Annotated in this window: 21 protein-coding genes; 10 read left to right on the forward strand and 11 right to left on the reverse strand. The window is 65.5% G+C overall.

The genetic code is table 11. The annotated features are described in order from the left end of the window. Nucleotides 1–217: 217 nt before the first annotated feature. Complete coding sequence (locus LGR44_RS08480; protein WP_226739334.1) at nt 218–796, reverse strand: NUDIX hydrolase; 579 nt, start codon at nt 794–796, stop codon at nt 218–220. A gap of 545 nt (nt 797–1,341) precedes the next feature. Between LGR44_RS08480 and LGR44_RS08485 the strand changes: the two genes are divergently transcribed. Beyond that, nucleotides 1,342–2,250 (forward strand): calcium-binding protein, encoded by a 909-nt coding sequence (locus LGR44_RS08485; protein WP_226739336.1) that lies wholly within the window; start codon nt 1,342–1,344, stop codon nt 2,248–2,250. A 293-nt stretch (nt 2,251–2,543) separates the two neighbouring features. Next, the gene (locus LGR44_RS08490; RefSeq protein WP_226739338.1) at nt 2,544–2,915 is read left to right on the forward strand and encodes a hypothetical protein; all 372 of its coding nucleotides are present in this window, start codon (nt 2,544–2,546) and stop codon (nt 2,913–2,915) included. 39 nt (nt 2,916–2,954) lie between these two features. Here the strand turns inward: LGR44_RS08490 and LGR44_RS08495 are convergent, their stop codons facing one another. Beyond that, nucleotides 2,955–3,215, reverse strand: coding sequence for a hypothetical protein (locus tag LGR44_RS08495; protein ID WP_226739340.1), 261 nt, complete (start codon nt 3,213–3,215; stop codon nt 2,955–2,957). Between the two features lie 363 nt (nt 3,216–3,578). On the opposite strand from LGR44_RS08495, the gene LGR44_RS08500 reads away from it, so the two are divergent. After that, nucleotides 3,579–3,986, forward strand: coding sequence for a DoxX family protein (locus LGR44_RS08500; protein ID WP_226739342.1), 408 nt, complete (start codon nt 3,579–3,581; stop codon nt 3,984–3,986). A gap of 28 nt (nt 3,987–4,014) precedes the next feature. Here LGR44_RS08500 and LGR44_RS08505 read toward each other — a convergent pair whose 3' ends face one another. Both LGR44_RS08505 and LGR44_RS08510 read right to left on the reverse strand, forming a co-directional pair. Then, nucleotides 4,015–4,704 (reverse strand): hypothetical protein, encoded by a 690-nt coding sequence (locus LGR44_RS08505; protein ID WP_226739344.1) that lies wholly within the window; start codon nt 4,702–4,704, stop codon nt 4,015–4,017. 32 nt (nt 4,705–4,736) lie between these two features. After that, nucleotides 4,737–5,060: a PepSY domain-containing protein gene (locus LGR44_RS08510; protein ID WP_226739346.1), complete on the reverse strand. Its 324-nt coding sequence runs from the start codon at nt 5,058–5,060 to the stop codon at nt 4,737–4,739. A 217-nt stretch (nt 5,061–5,277) separates the two neighbouring features. Here LGR44_RS08510 and LGR44_RS08515 point away from each other — a divergent pair, with 217 nt between their 5' ends. Further along, nucleotides 5,278–5,562 (forward strand): hypothetical protein, encoded by a 285-nt coding sequence (locus tag LGR44_RS08515; protein ID WP_226739358.1) that lies wholly within the window; start codon nt 5,278–5,280, stop codon nt 5,560–5,562. 68 nt (nt 5,563–5,630) lie between these two features. Here LGR44_RS08515 and LGR44_RS08520 read toward each other — a convergent pair whose 3' ends face one another. After that, nucleotides 5,631–6,239 (reverse strand): biotin transporter BioY, encoded by a 609-nt coding sequence (locus tag LGR44_RS08520; RefSeq protein ID WP_226739360.1) that lies wholly within the window; start codon nt 6,237–6,239, stop codon nt 5,631–5,633. A 135-nt stretch (nt 6,240–6,374) separates the two neighbouring features. Between LGR44_RS08520 and LGR44_RS08525 the strand changes: the two genes are divergently transcribed. Beyond that, nucleotides 6,375–7,286: an MBL fold metallo-hydrolase gene (locus LGR44_RS08525; RefSeq protein WP_226739362.1), complete on the forward strand. Its 912-nt coding sequence runs from the start codon at nt 6,375–6,377 to the stop codon at nt 7,284–7,286. Between the two features lie 3 nt (nt 7,287–7,289). Here LGR44_RS08525 and LGR44_RS08530 read toward each other — a convergent pair whose 3' ends face one another. Continuing rightward, the gene (locus LGR44_RS08530; protein ID WP_226739364.1) at nt 7,290–8,069 is read right to left on the reverse strand and encodes a DUF1499 domain-containing protein; all 780 of its coding nucleotides are present in this window, start codon (nt 8,067–8,069) and stop codon (nt 7,290–7,292) included. Nucleotides 8,070–8,319: 250 nt separating this feature from the next. On the opposite strand from LGR44_RS08530, the gene LGR44_RS08535 reads away from it, so the two are divergent. The 3 genes from LGR44_RS08535 (at nt 8,320) to LGR44_RS08545 (ending at nt 10,016) form a co-directional block, all read left to right on the forward strand. Then, the gene (locus LGR44_RS08535) at nt 8,320–8,811 is read left to right on the forward strand and encodes a MarR family winged helix-turn-helix transcriptional regulator (RefSeq protein ID WP_404809912.1); all 492 of its coding nucleotides are present in this window, start codon (nt 8,320–8,322) and stop codon (nt 8,809–8,811) included. Between the two features lie 6 nt (nt 8,812–8,817). Next, nucleotides 8,818–9,663, forward strand: a complete 846-nt coding sequence (locus LGR44_RS08540) for a patatin-like phospholipase family protein (protein ID WP_226739368.1) — start codon at nt 8,818–8,820, stop codon at nt 9,661–9,663. A gap of 161 nt (nt 9,664–9,824) precedes the next feature. Next, entirely contained in the window at nt 9,825–10,016 is a 192-nt protein-coding gene (locus LGR44_RS08545; RefSeq protein WP_226739370.1) for a hypothetical protein, read from the forward strand. A gap of 13 nt (nt 10,017–10,029) precedes the next feature. Here LGR44_RS08545 and LGR44_RS08550 read toward each other — a convergent pair whose 3' ends face one another. Continuing rightward, entirely contained in the window at nt 10,030–10,617 is a 588-nt protein-coding gene (locus LGR44_RS08550; RefSeq protein WP_226739372.1) for a L,D-transpeptidase, read from the reverse strand. Nucleotides 10,618–10,829: 212 nt separating this feature from the next. Here LGR44_RS08550 and LGR44_RS08555 point away from each other — a divergent pair, with 212 nt between their 5' ends. Continuing rightward, entirely contained in the window at nt 10,830–11,771 is a 942-nt protein-coding gene (locus LGR44_RS08555; RefSeq protein ID WP_226739374.1) for a histone deacetylase family protein, read from the forward strand. Here LGR44_RS08555 and LGR44_RS08560 read toward each other — a convergent pair. From LGR44_RS08560 to pepT, 4 genes are all read right to left on the reverse strand, one after another. Next, nucleotides 11,761–13,047, reverse strand: coding sequence for a polysaccharide biosynthesis protein (locus LGR44_RS08560; RefSeq protein ID WP_226739377.1), 1,287 nt, complete (start codon nt 13,045–13,047; stop codon nt 11,761–11,763). The genes LGR44_RS08555 and LGR44_RS08560 overlap by 11 nt on opposite strands. Before the next feature lie 186 nt (nt 13,048–13,233). Beyond that, complete coding sequence (gene ribB / locus LGR44_RS08565) at nt 13,234–14,319, reverse strand: 3,4-dihydroxy-2-butanone-4-phosphate synthase (protein WP_226739379.1); 1,086 nt, start codon at nt 14,317–14,319, stop codon at nt 13,234–13,236. Between the two features lie 37 nt (nt 14,320–14,356). Further along, on the reverse strand, nt 14,357–15,469 hold the full coding sequence (gene aroC, locus LGR44_RS08570; protein ID WP_226739381.1) for a chorismate synthase: 1,113 nt from the start codon (nt 15,467–15,469) through the stop codon (nt 14,357–14,359). Nucleotides 15,470–16,618: 1,149 nt separating this feature from the next. Next, the gene (gene pepT / locus LGR44_RS08575) at nt 16,619–17,854 is read right to left on the reverse strand and encodes a peptidase T (RefSeq protein WP_226739383.1); all 1,236 of its coding nucleotides are present in this window, start codon (nt 17,852–17,854) and stop codon (nt 16,619–16,621) included. Between the two features lie 327 nt (nt 17,855–18,181). Between pepT and LGR44_RS08580 the strand changes: the two genes are divergently transcribed. Next, entirely contained in the window at nt 18,182–18,466 is a 285-nt protein-coding gene (locus LGR44_RS08580) for a DUF3892 domain-containing protein (RefSeq protein WP_226739385.1), read from the forward strand. Nucleotides 18,467–18,469: the final 3 nt, after the last annotated feature.

Raw genomic sequence — 18,469 nt, forward strand, 5'->3', positions numbered from 1 at the left:
AGGACGAATACCCAGCATCCTCAAGACTATTCTAAGGACTAATTGCAATAACGAATGCCATTTACCACAACCATTACATCAAGTATTCTAATTACGAATGCACCTACTTTGAAATTTGGCCTACTATTTGAGATGTGGCACTCGCCACCAATCTTCGTCCTACGTAGCTGCGGGAGTTAATTAGCTCCGCAGAAGAGCCTCCGGCGATGGATCAACCCTAGAGGTCGAGTACCTGCTTAAGCTTACCAGCAGCGCTGAGTCCGAGGTGAATGGACGCCACATCGTGAGTTTGCACGATCGCACCTGAGGCGCACATTCGAATTGCCTCCTCACAATCTACGAGATCGACCAGAATGGCTTCAGCTGGATCCAAATGTTTAGGGAGGAGCGGTTCGGCATCTCGGGCGAGCACAACATAGAAATAGTTGGTTCGACTTGCGGCGCCAGGCGACAGCCGCGCGACCAAGCTCAGGTTGGTAGAAACATACCCTGTCTCCTCGGCAAGCTCCCGAGCCGCGGCCTCCAAAGGATTTTTATCTTCTTTATCAATGATACCCCCCGGCAACTCGGTCGTAATGAGGCCGAGGCCGTGCCTGTATTGCCGCACAAGAATGAGTTTATCTTCAGCAGTCAGGCCCAGAACAATCACGACATCCGGATATTCCAGGACGTAATAGGGAGAAACCTCGACGCCGTCAGCAGTGACGCAGTCGTCAGCACGCAGGCGGATCCAACGATCCCGATGAATGTATCGAGAGCCGGTGACCTGCCAAGGAGGAAGTAGGTTGTCGCTCATGCGAGCGGTATAATCAAACTTGTTCGAGAGACAAGCGGCGATGGGCGATTGCAAGACATCCTGGGCGCAAGATCTAGAAACGATCTTCGGAAGTGATTCTTGGCTTTCTCCCTGAGAATGCGGGAGAGCGCTTAGCATCACAAGACCAGCCTGAGCCGACCCGGCAACCTTCCCAATTCGGTCTGGAGTGGCGCTTGAAACCAATCCTTTCTCCGCGAGCTGAGAGCCCTAGCATTTGCCCACCAGAGATCGTTCGGATGCCGCCCGCACGCCATTGCACGTACCCCTTCTGGCTAAGGAACTAAAATCGCACGAGGATCTTAAATGGGCTTCTGAGTACAACGAATATCAAAAACACTTCAAATATGAAGCCGCCTCGACAAATATCCTAAGGATATAGCGGGCGTCTTGCACTAGGAAAATTCGCAGTAGCAAGTACGAGCATTCAATACACTTGGTGCGAAAGGCGCAAGTAGTTCCGCAAAAATACCACTCAATACTCAATTACAGAATGCCTTCTGCACCCGAACAATAGGGATGAAGCGATGGCTATTATCAACGGCGGAACCGGTGACAACAACCTCATCGGAACAAATGAAAACGATATCATCAACGGCTTTGCTGGAGAGGACATCATTCTCGGCCTGTCGGGAGATGATCAAATCCTTGGCGGAATCAATTTTGACCGCATCGACGGCCAAGGCGGGAACGACAGCATCTATGGCGGAGGCGGGATCGATTTCATTGCTGGTGGACCGGACAACGATTTGATCTTTGGCGGCTCTGGCGATGATCAGCTGATTGGCAATTTCGGAGCCGATCAAATCTATGGGAATGTCGGAAACGACTATGCCGCGGGAAACGAAGGGAATGACACGCTCTATGGTGGCTCTGGCAACGACTTCTTCGTCGGCGAGGCTGGGATCGATCTGATCTACGGCCAGAACAACGACGACTTCCTGGCGGGCGGCTTGGACAACGATACTGTATCGGGAGGAAGTGGCAGAGATCTCGTTGAAGGCAACGAGGGTGACGATGTGGTGTCCGGCGGATCCGGCAACGACGTCTTGCGTGGCGGAATGGGAAACGACAGGCTCTGGGGTGGATCGGGCCGCGATGTATTGCTTGGCGGAGAGGGCCTCGACGCTTTCGTGTTCAATACCACCCTTAATGCGTCAACGAATGTAGATAGGATTCGGGATTTCAGCGTTGCTGAGGATGTTATCTTCCTCAGTCGCAATATCTTTACCGAAGCCGGAATTGCTGGAGTTCTTTCGTCGGACGCATTCCAGATCGGGACGGCCGCCACGGATGCCGCGGACCGTATCCTCTATAACCAAGCCACCGGCGCTCTTTACTACGACCCAGACGGCAATGGCTCTGCCAACCAGGTCCAGTTTGCTCGTCTGTCAGCTGGTCTCGCTTTGACTAACGAGGATTTTGTCATCATCTGACAAAGGCGGCGAGAACTGAGCGCTGAAAGGAGGGTCATTGCCGCAATGACCCTCCGCAGAAGCTATACCGTTCGGTGCACTCTCTCTCATTTCCTCGAAATTATCAGCTGCGTGTCTCGTTCAGGCGCTGGAGCACTCGACTGCCTGGATCTGAGACATGCGGACGACCATGTCTCCGTCGTAGCTGAGACATGGCTGCAGTTGATGCAGACATATCCGCCCATCCCAGACTCACCTACATCCTCTCTTAATCCCTCCCTGCGACTATCCCCCTCCGCAGGGAGAGGGCTGTCGTGAAGAAATGTATAATCGTCGTCGGTGTGGCGCTGGCCGCTGCGGGGTGCACGCCGACCATTCATGAGACGGTGGCCGTCTCGTGCTCCGACTATATCGGCCGCCCGATTTCCGAGCGCATCGCGGCCCTGGGGCCGCCGCAGGCCGTCTATCGAATCAGCCCGACCGAGGTCGGATACGTCTTCGAAACCAAGGAAACGACCCTGGTCGGGGGGCAGACCTACTACACGGTCAACTACATGGTCGGGGTCGACCGGCACCGCACGCCGATCTACCCCGTCACCACCAAATGCCGGGGCTTCGTCGTCAGCACCCCCTCCCCGGCCACGCCGGTCTCCCAGCGCATCATCGTGGACGTGCTGCAACCGTGATCCTGCCGCCGCGGGTCTCGCCGCGCCGCGAAGGCGCGCTCACCACAACGTCTCGGTGACGAGCCACGCCGCAAGGCTGAGGACCGACAGGACGGCCATCGACAGCCCCGCCTTCATCAGGAAGCCGACCCGGTGCTCCCACAGATGGGTCAGGCGCTCCACTTCATCCGTCAAGGGAGCCTTCAGCAGCGCCCTGAACTTTTCCTTGGCGTACCACGCGCCGCCGAGGGCGGCGACCGACAGCCAGCCCAGCAGGAGAGAGAGGGTCCACAGCACGTCTCGGAAGCTTTCAAAGGTCACGGATCACCCTTCCTGTTTCGTCCGAACCCGTTCGATCATAAGGCCTCGCAGCCCGATCCGAAACGCGACGCATGATCGAAAGGGGCCATCATCCCTCGCCCTGCTCCACCTGCGGCGAGAGGTCGAGGATCATGCCGTTTCCGGCCTTCCGGTCCCAAAACTGTCATGATGGCGGCCGTATCCTGCCGCGGGAGAATGCCCCGGCTCAACGAAAGACCGCCCTCCGCTCGGCCTTGGTAAGCAAGTCGTGACCGGACGAAAGCCTTCGCGGGGTGGAAAGGCGGAAGCTGGGCCTTTAACGGGTTCGGTGCCGGTGCGGATGGAAGAACCAGCCCCCGGATCCCTTCTACGGAGAAGAAACTCATGAACACCGCTCACCTCGAACAGGTCTGGGCCCCTCGCCTCCTCGGCATCCTGCGCATCGTTGCCGCCCTGATCTTCATGGAACACGGCACGCAGAAGCTGTTCGGCTTTCCCGCCTCGTCCAATCCGACACCAGCCCTGTTCAGCCTGATGGGGTTCGCGGGCGTGCTCGAAGTGGTGGGCGGCGCGCTTCTGCTCATCGGCCTGTTCACCCGCCCCGTCGCCTTCGTCCTGTCGGGCATGATGGCTGTGGCCTACTGGATGGCCCATGCGCCGCGCAGCATTTATCCGGTTCTGAACGGCGGCGATGCGGCCATTCTCTACTGCTTCGTGTTCCTGTTCATGGCCGCCGCCGGGGGTGGCGCCTGGGCGCTCGACAATCTCCGCACCGGCCGCCGGCCGGCCTAGCCCGGCGGACTCAGGCGACCGGCCGCCGTCAGCGCCGGTCGCCGTCCGTGATCCGGCGCAGGCGCTCGTCCTCCACCTCCACGTCGGTGCTGTCCCGGTCGTCATCCAGCGGATTCGGCATCAGGTCCGTCGTCAGGCCGGTGGTGGTCGAGGCGGCGGCGCCGATGGGCGGCGCGGGCCTTTCGTCCTCGTCCCGGCGCCATGTCCGCTCGCGCTCGCCGACATCGACCGAGCCCTCGTCGTCCAGGATATCGACAACCCGGCCGACCTCCGACTCCTCGACCCGCACCGTCACCAGCACGCCGCCCCGGCGGACCCCTTCCGCATAGCGGTGAGCCTCCTCCTCGCTCACGCCCGCATCAACGAGAGCCCCGACCAAGCCGCCGACGGCCGCACCCGCCCCGGCTCCGACCAGGGTCGAGACCAGCCACCCGGCGGCGACCACCGGGCCAAGTCCCGGAACGGCCAGCATGCCCAAGCCTGCCAGGAGACCGGCCCCGCCGCCCGCCAGCGTGCCCACCGTCGCCCCGGTGCCGGCCCCCTCGCCCGCGTCGTCCTGCGCATCGGGGCGCGACGCATGGCGCGTGTGGATCCCGTCCAGGTTGCTGGCGACCAGGCTCATGTCGAGGTTGGGGATGCCCGCCATCTCCAGCCGGCGCACGGCCTTGGCGGCATCGTCGTAATTGTCGAAGAAGGCATTGATGGTTCGAAAGGCCATGGCTGATGTCTCTCGTGAAGCTGTTGGCGGGTCTATTGCGAGGCCACGGTGCCGCGAAAATCGAGCATGACGTTCACGCTACGGCCGTTTTGCATAGCGCGTCCGCGCCAGATTCCTCGATCGTCCTTGCGAAGGTCCGTGACGTTGGCGAAGCCCTGCGCCTCGATGCGCGAGCGGGCCTGCCCTTCCGTGAAGCTGTTGGCGCCGGGCCGGATCGCGCCGGTGCTTTCTGGGCTTCCCTCCGGCCTCACCGTCACGGCCGGATTGGCGGCGCGACCGGCTCCGGGATCGGGGACCTGCGCCAGGGCGCAGGTGCTCAGCATGGCAGCCGCCGCGGCGGCAAGGATGGGACGCATGAACTCCTCCCCTCCTCCAAGGGTCTTACAAGGGTCTCACAGGGCTAATGAGCGACCATCCCGGGGGTTCCTCGACCGTCTCAAGGCAGGCATGGCAGGAGGACGAAGGGGGAGAGCGCATGCGCCTAAGCGCCACCTTCTTCGCGGTGCGCGGATCGTCTATTCTCCCCCGCAAGGACGCCGAACAACGGCGACTGTCACTTGGGGGCCAATCATCATGCGCCACATTCATCTCGACGAAGGCCTGCGGCTGCGTTTTCCCGGCCGCAGCGAGGAATTCGACCAGGGGGTCGAGATCGGCATGCTCGCGGTTCTGATGGACCAGGGCAGCCTCGAATTCACCCGCTGGATCTCGCGCGCCAACCTGGATCAGGCGCGCGCCATCGCCAAGCAGCTCGGCTACCATGTGGTCGAAGGCAACGGCGACGGGGAATGGATCAACCTGACCTTCCGCCAGGGCCATGCCAAGCCGGTGCTCCGGCTGGTTCATTCGGCAGGCTGATACGGCCCTTCCGAAAATGAAGAAGCCGCCCGTGGGGCGGCTTCATCGGCATCGAAGCTGAACGGCTCTTAGCGGGCTTCGCCTCGGCGGGTCACGCTCCAGGCTGCCTGCATCAGCGCCACGGCGAGCGCGGTCTTCACGACGGTGGCGGCCACGAAGGGCGCCGCACCCACGGTCCAGGCCTTCGCGAAGGGCATGACCAGCGAGAGCTGGGCGAGGCCGAACACGAAGATCAGCGCGTGGCCGATGCTCATCATGACGATGACGCGCAGGAGCGAGCGATCCCAGCCGCGCTCGGCCATGAAGCCCATGACCACCGCCGCGGCCACGAAGCCGAACAGGAAGCCGCCCGTGGGGCCCATCAGGTAGCCGAATCCGGCGGTCGGGCCTGCGAAGACGGGCATGCCCAGGGCGCCCTGCATCAGGTAGAGAGCGACGGTCGCGCCGCCGAGACGCCAGCCATAGGATGCGCCGATGAGCAGGACCACCAGGGTCTGCAGGGTCATCGGAACGTAGGGCAGCGGCACCTGGACCTTGGCGGACAGGGTGAGGAGGGCCGAGCCGACGACCATCAGGACGATGGCGCGGAGAGCGGCGAATCGGGCGTCGTCGCGGGACGGCCAGAGAAGGCCGACGAGGGTGGACGGTGTGGCAAGGGCGTTGGCGCCAGTGGACATCAGCAGAAGCTCCAGATCTCGTTCCGCCATTCGCAGGCGGCTGATGAGGCCTTATAGGAGGCTTGAACGGGCGCCTCAAGCCGCAGCGGAAGCGCTCCCCATCGATGCCCAGATTATTTCCCAGGACCCGTCCTCATGGCCGACGACCTCACCTTCGACACCCATCCTCCCGCGAAAGCCGGCGAATGCGTGCGCGTCAGCCCCCTCGTCCGGCGGATCGTCGCCGACAACCCGGGGCCGATCACCTTCACGGGCACCTGCAGCTACATCGTGGGCACGGGCCGAGTCGCGATCGTCGATCCGGGGCCCGACCTGCCGGAGCACATCGAAGCCCTGCTCCAGGCGGTGCGGAACGAGACGGTGACCCACATCCTCGTCACCCACACCCACAAGGACCACTCGCCCGCCGCGCGCGCCGTCAAGGCGGCGACCGGCGCGCAGCTCGTCGGCTGCTCGCCCCACCGCAGCGCGCGCCCGCTCTTCGAGGGCGAGGTCAACCTGCTGGAAACGAGCTCGGACCGGGACTACGCCCCCGACCGGGAGCTCACCGAGGGCGACCGGATCGAGGGGCCGGGATGGAGCCTGACGGCCCTGGCGACGCCGGGGCACATGGCGAACCATCTCGCCTTCGCCCTCCCGGAGGAGAAGGCGCTCTTCTCGGGCGACCACGTCATGGCCTGGTCGACCACCGTGGTGGCCCCGCCCGACGGATCGATGGGGGAATTCATGGCATCCCTCGACAAGCTCAAGGGGCGCGACGAGAGCGTCTACTGGCCCGGCCATGGCGGGCCGGTGCGGGATCCGAGGCGTTTCGTGCGGGCGCTCATCCATCACCGGCGCCAGCGGGAGGTGTCGATCCTCAACCGGCTCGCCGCCGGCGACCGCACCATCCCGGCCATCGTGGCGGCGATCTACCAGGGCCTGAAGCCGGCGCTCGTCGGGGCCGCTGGCCTCTCGGTCTTCGCCCACCTGGAGGACCTCGTCGCCAAGGGACTGGTCCGGACGGACGGCACCCCCTCTCTCGACGGCGAATACCGGCTGGCGTGACCGTCAGTTCACCGCCAGCGCCAGGTTGGAGGCCTCCTCGAGAAAGGCGCGGATGCGCTGGGCATTGGTGCCGAGATCGTGCGTGCCCATGCGGGAGGCGGAACGGATGTCGATGCGGGTGCCGTCGGCCCGGGGCCGGATCCGCACCGTGACGTCGTCCGGCAGCCTCAGGATAAGGGTCCGGTCGATCGCCTCCAAACGGCCCGCACCCATGCGGCCGCCGGGCGGCACCGTCTCGATGATCTGCCAACCGAGGTTCGCGGCGGCCTTCTGCACGAGTTCGAAAGCCTCGTCCGGCGGAAGGTCCAGGGTCAGGGGAGCGATCTGCACATAGGCCTCGCGCTGCGCCTCGCGGGCTTCGGGCGGAACGTCGGGAGGCACCCGGCCGCCACGGGCGTCGAGCGCCACACGCGAGCGCGAGAAGCTGGGAGGGTCGTCCGTATCGGTGGCGATGTCGTTGATCGGCGGCAGGGTGACCGCCCTGAAGCCCAACCACGCGGGATAGGCCAGCACCAGGGAGGCGATCACCAGTCCCTTGATGGCGCTGCCCAGGCCGCGACGGCCCTCCTGCCAGATGCGCACGAAGGCGACGAGGGACATGCCCACCGCGACGACCGCGATGGCGAGGCCCGTTCCCAGGGCGACGAACCCGGATTGATAGTCGATCCGGCCGAAGCGGATCAGCAGAACCGCCATGACGGTCACTGCGAGGGCGAACCATGCGAGCATGGGCGACCACTTCGCAGGCCGGGAGAACGGTTCCTCGAGAATGAGATGGCGCATCAGGACGTCTTACAAATCTCTTTGAGCGCGCGCCACTCCTCATCTGCAGGAAGCGGCTCGCCGGTGTGGACCGGTACCTGCTGCTCAAGGATATTGAGACGTCGATCGGTCACCGGGTGGGTGGACAGAAAAGCCGGAGCTTTGCTTTCGTTCCCATCGACGCGCTTCAGAAGCCGCTCCAAAAGGGCGGGTGACGATCAGGAACGTTCCGATGTAAACTATCCCCGTCCTTCGAGGAGCCCTGTCGTTGTTGCCGTCATCCTCTTCCACCCCTGCCGCGAGCGAGACAACCGATCCGCTCCGGGTCTGGTTCCGCATCATCCGCCTCCACCGCCGGGCCCTGAACACGATCGCCGCCGAACTGAAGGCCCTCGGGCTGTCCGTTCCGCAGTTCGACCTGCTCTCGACCCTTACCGAACGGGAGGGGATGAGCCAGCAGGAGCTGGCGGAGCGCCTCTACGTGACGAAGGGCAACGTCTCCGGCCTCCTCGACCGCATGGTGGAGGCCGGCCTCGTGGAGCGCCGCGCCATTCCGGGCGACCGCCGTTCCAATGCACTCTATCTCACGCCGAAGGGCCGCGACCTCGCCGAGCGGGGCATCGCCACCCAACGATCCTACGTCCATGGAACCCTCGGGGCGCTTCCGCCGCAGGACCTGGCGGATCTGGAGCGCATCATTCTGGCCTGGCGCGACCTGGCCCGGAATGCCGAGGACGAGACCTTCGCCAAGCTCCAGGGATAAGGCAGGATGTTCGATGCCGTCGCCTTCGCGGGCGGAGGAAACCGCTGCTATTGGCAGGGTGGCTTCTGGGAAGCCGCCGCGCCGCTTCTCGACCTCGAGCCCCGCACCGTCGTGGGAGTGAGCGCCGGCGCCTGGTCGGCCTGCTACAGCCTTCTCGGCCTCGGACGGCGGGTGAACGAGATGGTGGCGGAGGGCTGCAGCACCGGCCGGCGCAATTTCGAATGGCGCGCTTGGCGCAGCGAAGGATCGCCCTGGCCCGTCTCCCGAATGTACCGCTCCCTCATCGAAGCCGTCATCGACGAGGAGGCGCTTGAGCGCCTGAAGCGGGGTCCCGACGTGCTGATCGGGCTCGCCCGCAAGCCGAACCGCCTGCCCCTGGCCCTGGCGATTCCGCTCGGCATCGCGACCTATCAGATCGAGAAGAAATGGCGCTCGCCGGTTCATCCGCGGGGCGGCCGCGTGATCGGCTTTCGCCCCGAATTCGTGCGCGTGCAGGACCTCTCCTCGCCGGAGGACCTGTCGGCCGCCCTCATGGCCAGCGCCAGCGTCCCGCCTTTCATGCCCGTGGGCCGGATCGGCGGCATGGCGGCTCTCGACGGAGGGCTCGTCGACAACGTGCCCGCGGAGCCGCTGCAGGCGGTGGAGGAGCAAGGGGGCAAGACCCTGGTCATCCTCTCCCGCCTCTACCGTGCCTTCCCGCACATCCCGGGCCGCACCTACATCCAGCCCACCGAGCCGGTGCCCATCGGGCAGTTCGACATCACGAACCCGGCAGGCATCCGGAAAGCCTACGAGATGGGCCTTCGGGACGGCGAGGCCTTCGCCCGCCGCGAACGGGCCAAGGCACCCTAGGCCGTTCTGAATATTGTAACGCCGTTAAGCAGCGGTTAAGCTTGCCGGGATCATTTGCAGCAAAGCCAGCAAATGATCATGGGTCCGCCCAGAAGCGGTCACGACCGTCGGGATGATACCGGGAGCCATGACCCATGGCGCTTAAGACCTAGGGAAGAAACATGACCCAAGACTCCTCGGATCGCACGGCGCAGCCTCAGCCTGAGGCAGCCCGCCTTCAACAGATTCCGGCCTTCAAGCCTGTCGCCCTGCCCGCCCTTGCCGCCGCGGTGCATGCGGTCCGGCAGCAGCCGCGCCATCCCAAGAGCCAGGCTCTTCCGGCGATCCTGCGCAAGGAATCCGCCCTCGGCTGACGCTGAGACGGGACTAGCGGACGATGACCTTCGTCTCCAGCGCGGTCCGGTTGTAGAGGTCGATCACGTCGATGTTGCGCATCCGGATGCAGCCCGACGAGACGGCGAGACCGATCTTCTCGGGCTCATTGGTGCCATGGATGCGGTAGAGCGTGTCCCTGTTGCCGTCATAGAGGTAAAGCGCCCGGGCACCCAGGGGGTTCTCGGGCCCGCCCTTGGTATACTGCACATGCGGCCACCGCGCCTTCATCTCGGCCGGCGGTGTCCAGTTCGGCCATTCGGCCTTGCGCGCGACCCGGGCCGTGCCCGTCCAGCCATACGCCTCGTCGCCCACGGTCACCCCGTAGCGAATGGCCTTTCGGCCATCCAGCACGTAGTAGAGGAAGCGCTCCTTGGTATCGACCACGATGGTGCCGGGAGCCTCGCCGGTCGGGTCGTCCATCAGGTAGCGCCCGTAGCGGAGATCCTCCTGCGCCTTCGGCACCTGTTCCATCCACTCGGCATCCCTTGCGGAGACCTGCGGATCGGGAACGCCCTTGAAGTTGCACCCGGCCAAGGCGGTCATCATGGCCAGGAGGAGGGTCAGGCTGAAAAGGCGCATGTGGGAGGAGCTCTGTTGCACAGCGTCAAGCTGCGTCCGATGGGTATCGCTACCTAGTTTCGATTCGGCTTCCGAGGAAGAGGATCATTGAAGGCGGACACCCCGGCACGCCACTCCGGCCGAGAGTGTTGCACCGCAACAACATGGACAGCCGCCCGCGACGCTGCGACATTGGCACCGACCTCTCGCTCGGAAGCCCCCCAAGAACCTTCATGACCACGCTCTACATCTGCCATCAGGCCGCCCTCCTGCATCAGACCCCGACAGGCCATCCGGAACGCCCCGACCGCATCCGCGCCATCGAACGTGTGCTGGAGAAGGAGCGCTTCTCCGCCCTCGTCCGCGAGACGGCTCCCATGGCGGAGATGGAGAGCCTCACCCTCGCCCATCCGGAGCCCTACGTGGTCTCCCTCAGGGACATCAGCCCGCGGGAGGGCCTCGTGCGGGTGGACGACGACACGGTCATGTCCCCCGGCACCTACGAGGCGGCGCTGCGCGGCGCCGGGGGCGCCGTGATGGCGGTCGACGAGGTGATGACCGGCCAGGTGACCAATGCCTTCGTGGCCATGCGTCCGCCCGGACACCATGCCGAGCGCACGAGGGCCATGGGCTTCTGCTTCTTCAACAATGCCGCGATCGCCGCCCGCCATGCCCAGACCCGGCACGGTGCGGAACGGGTCGCGATTCTCGACTGGGACGTCCACCACGGCAACGGCACGCAGGACATCTTCTGGAGCGACGCGAGCGTGATGTATTGCTCGACCCACGAGGCGCCGCTCTATCCCGGGACCGGCGCCCTGTCCGAGAAGGGCGAACACGGCACCATCGTCAATGCGCCCCTAAGGGCGGGCGACGGCAGCGAGGCGTTCCGGGAGGCGATGGAGTCCGCGGTCCTGCCGCGCATCGATGCCTTCGGGCCGGATCTGATCGTGATCTCGGCCGGGTTCGATGCCCATTGGCGCGACCCGCTCGCCAGCCTCAACCTCACCGAAACCGATTTCGCGTGGGCCACCATGAGGCTCATGGACCTTGCCGAGCGCCATTGCGGCCGGCGGGTCGTCTCGCTCCTCGAGGGGGGCTACGACCTGGAGGGGCTTTCGAAATCGGCGGCCGCCCATGTCGATGCCCTCATGGGACGCGACGTCAGGACTTGAGCGCACGGACGAAGCTCTCCCGGCTCAGGCTCGACAGCCTGCGCAGAAGCTCGCCGAGCGCGAAGGCCCGGAAGGCGGACGCCGCCACGAGAGCCACGAGGACGCCTTCCGGCGAGATGCGCAGGGCGAGAAACGCCGCGAACAGGCCCGCGAAGAGGGACAGCGCCTGGATCATGACCAGCCGCCTCTGCTGCGGATAGAGGGCGCACGAATCGTTGAGGGGCGCCGCCAGCGCGACGAAGAGCTGGAACATCGCCACCATGGGAATGGCCTCGGCCAGGCCGGCCAGTTCGGATCCCTCGAGCCAGGGATCGGCGAGCAGGAGAAGCCCGGCCATGACCGCGTAGGCCGCTCCGAGCAGGACCATGAGCCCCAGCATCATGTGACGGCCGAAGATCGGCGCGGCCCGCTCCTCGGAAGGCTTCAGCCGGTTGAGGAAGATCGGCGTAGAGGCGGCCGTGATGATCTGGGTGGGCACGTCGAAGATGCGATAGGCCAGCGCCACGTGGCCGGAGAAGACCGCATCGGCCACCATCGGCATGATGAGGAGCGGCGACATCACGAAGGCGCGGGAGAAGGAGGAACTCGGCAGGTTGTAGAGCGGCAGGCTCTTCCAGTATTTCGCCGTTCGCACGAGAGCCGGGACGGACCAGCTCTGCCACAGGGGCTGGAAACGGTCCTTGCGGCGCCAGGCCAGATAGGACACGGCGCTGAGATGCCCGAGGATGTCCGCGATGGCGAAACAGAGGGTGTCGTCGAGCGAGGTCAGGACCAGAGCCAGGAGCGTTCCCGGCTGAACGATGGCCTGGGCCAGCGAGGCGCGCCCGATCCCCTTGAAGTCGCCTTCCCGGACCGCGGTGGCGAAGGACAGGCTGAGCATTCCGCGAGCGAGGATCGAGAGGGGCAGCAGCAGGGCGAGATGCATCCGCATCAGCCCGGCCCCGCCGGCGATCAGAGAGGCTGCGGCGAAGACGCCCCAGAGGATGGTCCCGATGAAGATGCTGAGGCGCAGGGCGTCTCCCGCCTCCGCCTCCGTGCGGGCCGCCACGATGGCCGCATCGTAGCGCAGGAACAGTGCAATCAGCGCCAGAGCCGCGAGCGTCTGATAAACGCCGAACGCCGCGAAGGCCTCGATGTCCACCAGCCAGGCCGCGACGATCAGGGTCAGGAGCGACATGACCCTGGCCGCCACGAGACGCCCTCCCAGCACCACCGCATCCCGCAGGGGCCGGCCCTTGAGAACCTGCGTCGCGAACAGGCGCAGGGCCGCGGCCACGCTCCAGGAGGATCCTGACGTGGCCTCCGGCGCCGGGCGCAGCGGTGGTTCCTGGGCGGGGCGTCGCGCCCGTTCGGCACGCTGAGGCCCGGCTCCTTCGGGGAGTGGGATCAAAGGGTGAGGTCTGCGTGAGGCGAAGGCCCTTGCGAGGCTTCGATCGTGGTTGGACGGACGGGTGCGGGCGGCTCAGCTCTCGATGGGTTCGTTGCCGAGGAGTTCGATGCCGAAGCCGCTTAACCCTACGTAAGAACGGGTGGATGTGGCAAGATTGCGGATGGAGACGACGCCGAGATCCCGCAGGATCTGCGCGCCCAGGCCGATCTCGCGCCACTGGGTCGTGCGCATCGCCTCCGAGGCCGTGGCCTCGCTCTCGGAGAAGTTGGTCGTGGGCACGCCCGCGGTGCCGTCGCGCAGGTAGACGAGGACGCCCCGGCCCTCCTTCGCGAAACGCTGGAGCGCCGCCTTCACGGTCTTGCCGCCCTCGAACACGTCCGTGAGCGCGTTGGCGCGGTGCAGGCGCACGGGCAGGTTCGTGCCGTCGCCGATGCGCCCGTAGACGAGCGCCATGTGCTGCACGCTCTCGAACGGCGTCGAATAGGCGTAGCCCGTGAACTGGCCCCACTCGGTGTCCACCGGGAAGGTGGCGATGCGCTCGACGAGCTTTTCGCGCGCCTGGCGGTAGGCGATGAGCTCGGCGACGGAGATGCGCTTCAGCCGGTGCGTCTCCGCGAAGGCGTCGATCTGCTCGCCCTTCATCACGGTGCCGTCGTCGTTGGCGAGTTCGCAGATCACGCCCACTGGCGGCAGGCCCGCGAGCTTGCACAGATCGACCGCCGCTTCCGTATGGCCGGAGCGCATCAGCACGCCGCCGTCCTTGGCGATCAGCGGGAAGATGTGGCCGGGGCGCACGAAATCCGCCGCGCCCATGTTGTTGTTGGCGAGCGCCCGCACCGTGTTCGAGCGCTGCTCGGCCGAGATGCCGGTGGTGAGCCCGTGCTTGACGTCCACCGTCACCGTGAAGGCGGTGCCCAGCGGCGCGTCGTTCGAGGCCACCATCGGATCGAGACGCAGGCGCCGCGCCTCGGATGCGGTCAGAGGCGCGCAGACGATGCCGCAGGTGTTGCGGATGATGAAGGCCATCTTCTCCGGCGTGCAGAGGGAGGCGGCGACGATGAGGTCGCCCTCGTTCTCGCGGTCGTCGTCGTCCGTGACGATGACGATCTCGCCCTGCGCAAAGGCCTCGATGGCTTCGGTGACGCTGTGGATCGTCATCTGGTGTCGTCCTTCAACTCGGTTGTTCCGGAATGCTCTACTTGAACGGCCATTCGACGGCAGCCCCGACCTGCCCGCGATGGCGCAGGACGTGGTCCGCCAGCACGCAGGCCACCATCGCCTCGCCCACCGGCACGGCGCGGATGCCCACGCAGGGATCGTGACGCCCCTTGGTCATGACCTCGGCCTCGGCGCCGGAGCGCGTCACGCTGGCGCGCGGCGTCAGGATCGACGAGGTCGGCTTCACGGCGAAGCGGCACACCACCGGCTGCCCGGTGGAGATGCCGCCGAGGACGCCGCCCGCATGGTTCGACAGGAAGGTCGGAGCGCCCGCATTGCCGGGGCGCATCTCGTCCGCGTTCTCCTCGCCGCGAAGGGCCGCGGCCGCGAAGCCGTCGCCGATCTCCACGCCCTTCACGGCGTTGATCGACATCAGCGCCGCCGCCAGATCGGAATCGAGCTTGCCGTAGATGGGGGCCCCGAGCCCCGGCGGCACGCCCTCGGCCACGATCTCCAGCACGGCCCCGATGGAGGAGCCCTCCTTGCGCAGGCCGTCGAGATAATCCTCGTAGAAGGCAGCGGCCTCGGCGTCCGGGCAGAAGAACGGATTGCGCGCGACCTCGTCCCAATCCCACCGGCTGCGGTCGATGGCGTGCGGCCCCATCTGCACCAGGGCGCCGCGGATGGTCACGCCGCCGAGCACCTTGCGGGCCACCGCGCCGGCCGCCACGCGGGCCGCCGTCTCGCGGGCGGAGGAGCGTCCGCCGCCGCGATAGTCGCGGATGCCGTATTTCACGTCGTAGGTGTAGTCGGCATGGCCCGGCCGGTAGGATTCCTTGATCTCGGAATAATCCTTCGAGCGCTGGTCCACGTTCTCGATCATCAGCGCGATGGGCGTGCCGGTGGTGACCTGCCGGCCGGTGCGCTCGTCGGTGAACACGCCGGAGAGGATCCTCACCTCGTCGGGCTCGCGGCGCTGGGTGGTGAACCGCGACTGGCCCGGACGGCGGCGGTCGAGCTCGGCCTGAATGTCGGCCGCCTCCAGCGGAATGCGCGGCGGGCAGCCGTCGATGACGCAGCCCAGGGCCGGTCCGTGGCTCTCGCCGAAGGTGGTGACGCGGAAAAGGTGACCGAAGGTGTTGTGGGACATGGCGCTAACTGAAGTTCCAGCGCGTCTTAGAGCCAAAGCGCCCGGGTGTCACGTTCGCGATTGCACCTTGGAGAAGGTCTAAATCGGACAAGGCTTCCCTGCCCTGCGGCGGCGCACGGCCGGGGATGCGCCAAGGCGCGCGTAATCGGGCTCCGGGCGTGCTGCGCGGAACCGTGCGGGATCGAGGGGGCGCGAGGAGCGAACCGGCTCGAAGGGTGGTGGTGGAGAGGGAAGAGCCGGATGGCCCCTCGCGCACGGTTCTTTTCAGGCGAACAGGCGGCGCTGGTCCGTGAACGGCCGCAGGCGGACGCCGCACGCCTGGTGCGGCCGGGCCTGCGACCCGCTCCGGCCCCAGGGCTTGTGCCTGGGCCTCCTGCCGCACGGGGTAGCGTCGCCCCGTGCGCAGGACCGTGTCCGGTCCCACAATCACGACGCCTCGCGAGCGCGCCCCTCGGTGGACCGGACACGAACGATATAGCTTAGCTTGGCACGAGTGTCAAGAACAAAGTAGGAACGTTTCTGCCAATGCTGCGGTGTCTCCCTGGCGCATGAAGGCGCGTGCCACTCACCTGTCATTCCGGGGCCGCGCAGCGGAGCCCGGAACCCATAGCCGCTGACGGTGCAGAACGAGGCGAAGCGCTGACAGTCCTTTCTTGAACCCGTTGGTGTTTATGGGTTCCGGGCTCGGCTCTAGCGAGCCGCCCCGGAATGACGGGTGTGTGGTGCACCCCAACGCTGCTTGAAGGCGTGGAGGCCGGGACTGGCCCGGCCATGACGGGAGTGGTGCCGACCGGCTCTCCTCCCCCACGAGTTCGTCCGGCTCGAAGGCTCACGCGGGTGGCGCCGACCTGCTCTCCTCCCCCTTGTGGGGAGGAGGTGGAGGTGGGGGTGTGGGCGCCATCCTGGTTCCAGTCCGGCGCCGGCACCCCCACCCTGGCCCTCCCCACAAGGGGGAGGGAATGAGGTCGCGCTGTACGCAGCCACATCCACGACGGTCGCAACCAAACTCCACCCTCATCCTGAGGAGCCGCGACAGCGGCGTCTCGAAGGAGGGTCGAGCGCATTCCGGAAGCGGCGCGGCAGGGCGGCCGGCTTCGGGCCTGCCCTGCCCGGGCGGTGCGGCCCGGTTCGGGTCTTTCCGTCCGCGCCTCAGGCGCGCTCCTCCCAGATCCTGGCGAGTTCGACGATGGTCCGCACGGCCCTGTCCATGTCCTGGCTGCTGACGAATTCCAGCGGGGAGTGGAAGGCGTGGCCGCCGGCGAAGATGTTGGCGCAGGGCAGGCCCATGAAGGAGAGGCGCGAGCCGTCCGTGCCGCCGCGGATGCTGCCGCGCACCGGGTTCATGCCGGCCCGGCGGATCGCCTCCACGGCGTTCTCGACGATCTCCGGATGCCGGTCGAGCACCGTCTTCATGTTGCGGTACTGCTCCTTGAGCGTGAAGGTGTAGCCGGAGCCGGGATAGGCCCCCAGCACCTCCTTGACGATCCTTTCCAGCAGCGCCTCCTTGGCCTTCAGGCCCTCCTCCGTGAAGTCGCGGACGATGAGGCTCAGATACGCCTTCTCCATCACGCCGGACATTCCGGTCGGATGGATGAAGCCGTCGCGGCCCGTCGTGGTCTCGGGCGCCATGTCCCTGGGCAGCCGCGCGACGATGTCCCCGGCGATCCGGATGGCGTTCTCCATCTTGCCGTAGGCGAAGCCCGGATGGATCGCCACGCCCTTGACGACGATCTCCACCGCGTCGGCGGAGAAGGTCTCGTCCTCGACGGTGCCCGCCGTCTCCCCGTCCATGGTGTAGGCGAAATCGGCCCCGAGCTTCTTAAGGTCCACCTTGTCGACCCCGCGGCCGATCTCCTCGTCGGTGGTGAAGAGGATGCGGATCGCGCCGTGCTTCACGTCCGGGTTGTTCACCAGGAACTCGGCCGCCGCCATGATCTCGGCGATGCCGGCCTTGTCGTCGGCGCCGAGCAGCGTCGTGCCGTCCGAGGTGATGATGTCCTCGCCGATCAGGCTCTCCAGCACCGGATGCTCCGCGACCCGGATGACCTGGGACGGATCCCCCGGCAGCCGGATGTCGCCGCCCTGGTAGTTCTTCACGACCTGCGGCTTGACGCCGGTGCCGGAAAAGTCCGGCGCCGTGTCCATGTGGGCGCAGAAGCAGATCGTCGGGACGTCGTTCTTCGACGTGTTCGACGGAATGGTCGCGTAGACATATCCGTGCTCGTCGAGATGCGCGTCCGCGACGCCGATCTCGTGCAGCTCCTGAACCAGCAGCCGCCCGAGATCCTTCTGCTTCTCGGTGGAAGGCTGGGTCGGGGACTTGGCGTCGGACTGGGTGTCGATGACGACGTAACGGAGGAAACGGTCGGCGGCGCTGTCGGCCATGGGGCGGAATCCGGGTGGGAGGAGAGACGGGGGAGTTTTAGCGGGGGATGGGGGTAGTGGGAATGGGGCGCTTATGCGGGATGCCCTTATCAGCCTCCTGCGTCATCCCCGGCGACCGCGCAGCGGTCGGGAAGGGGATCCAGCCTCAGGCTCCGCGCTCCTGGATTCCCTTCCCCTCCGGCGGCTTTCGCCACCTCCGGCCGGGAATGACAAGAAGGAAGATTAAGGCCAATTTCAACTATATGTGGAAAAAAGCCCATTCCACCTTCAAATTCCTACCATTGGTTGCAATAATGGAATTATGTTTCGCCCACCTAGGAGACATCTATGACAAACAGGCTTCAGATACGGTGCATCAATAAGGACGACCGGAAAAGCGCTCATGAGCGTATCACCCACGTAGGTGGTTATGGTCCTGGCCCCTGGAAATACTCGGTTCCCGACGTCATCAGATTTATCGAAAACGGACAAGCAAGCTTCTATGTAAGCCGGCCTCAGGGCGACACGGTTAATGTCATAGTGGCGGTGAGTAGGCTCGGAAACAAATACATAAAGACTACGGCTGACGGAGATGAGCCTAACAATCTTCTAAGCCTTCCCGAATGCCTCTGAAGG

The organism is Microvirga lenta (genome assembly GCF_020532555.1).
GTDB lineage: Bacteria > Pseudomonadota > Alphaproteobacteria > Rhizobiales > Beijerinckiaceae > Microvirga > Microvirga lenta.

What these genes read in the sequence shown, in the direction of transcription:
- LGR44_RS08480 (WP_226739334.1), bottom strand. Translation starts at nt 796, where the DNA reads ATGAGCGACAACCTACTTCCTCCTTGGCAGGTCACCGGCTCTCGATAC.
- LGR44_RS08485 (WP_226739336.1), top strand. Translation starts at nt 1,342, where the DNA reads ATGGCTATTATCAACGGCGGAACCGGTGACAACAACCTCATCGGAACA.
- LGR44_RS08500 (WP_226739342.1), top strand. Translation starts at nt 3,579, where the DNA reads ATGAACACCGCTCACCTCGAACAGGTCTGGGCCCCTCGCCTCCTCGGC.
- LGR44_RS08505 (WP_226739344.1), bottom strand. Translation starts at nt 4,704, where the DNA reads ATGGCCTTTCGAACCATCAATGCCTTCTTCGACAATTACGACGATGCC.
- LGR44_RS08510 (WP_226739346.1), bottom strand. Translation starts at nt 5,060, where the DNA reads ATGCGTCCCATCCTTGCCGCCGCGGCGGCTGCCATGCTGAGCACCTGC.
- LGR44_RS08515 (WP_226739358.1), top strand. Translation starts at nt 5,278, where the DNA reads ATGCGCCACATTCATCTCGACGAAGGCCTGCGGCTGCGTTTTCCCGGC.
- LGR44_RS08520 (WP_226739360.1), bottom strand. Translation starts at nt 6,239, where the DNA reads ATGTCCACTGGCGCCAACGCCCTTGCCACACCGTCCACCCTCGTCGGC.
- LGR44_RS08525 (WP_226739362.1), top strand. Translation starts at nt 6,375, where the DNA reads ATGGCCGACGACCTCACCTTCGACACCCATCCTCCCGCGAAAGCCGGC.
- LGR44_RS08530 (WP_226739364.1), bottom strand. Translation starts at nt 8,069, where the DNA reads ATGCGCCATCTCATTCTCGAGGAACCGTTCTCCCGGCCTGCGAAGTGG.
- LGR44_RS08540 (WP_226739368.1), top strand. Translation starts at nt 8,818, where the DNA reads ATGTTCGATGCCGTCGCCTTCGCGGGCGGAGGAAACCGCTGCTATTGG.
- LGR44_RS08545 (WP_226739370.1), top strand. Translation starts at nt 9,825, where the DNA reads ATGACCCAAGACTCCTCGGATCGCACGGCGCAGCCTCAGCCTGAGGCA.
- LGR44_RS08550 (WP_226739372.1), bottom strand. Translation starts at nt 10,617, where the DNA reads ATGCGCCTTTTCAGCCTGACCCTCCTCCTGGCCATGATGACCGCCTTG.
- LGR44_RS08555 (WP_226739374.1), top strand. Translation starts at nt 10,830, where the DNA reads ATGACCACGCTCTACATCTGCCATCAGGCCGCCCTCCTGCATCAGACC.
- ribB (WP_226739379.1), bottom strand. Translation starts at nt 14,319, where the DNA reads ATGACGATCCACAGCGTCACCGAAGCCATCGAGGCCTTTGCGCAGGGC.
- aroC (WP_226739381.1), bottom strand. Translation starts at nt 15,469, where the DNA reads ATGTCCCACAACACCTTCGGTCACCTTTTCCGCGTCACCACCTTCGGC.
- pepT (WP_226739383.1), bottom strand. Translation starts at nt 17,854, where the DNA reads ATGGCCGACAGCGCCGCCGACCGTTTCCTCCGTTACGTCGTCATCGAC.
- LGR44_RS08580 (WP_226739385.1), top strand. Translation starts at nt 18,182, where the DNA reads ATGACAAACAGGCTTCAGATACGGTGCATCAATAAGGACGACCGGAAA.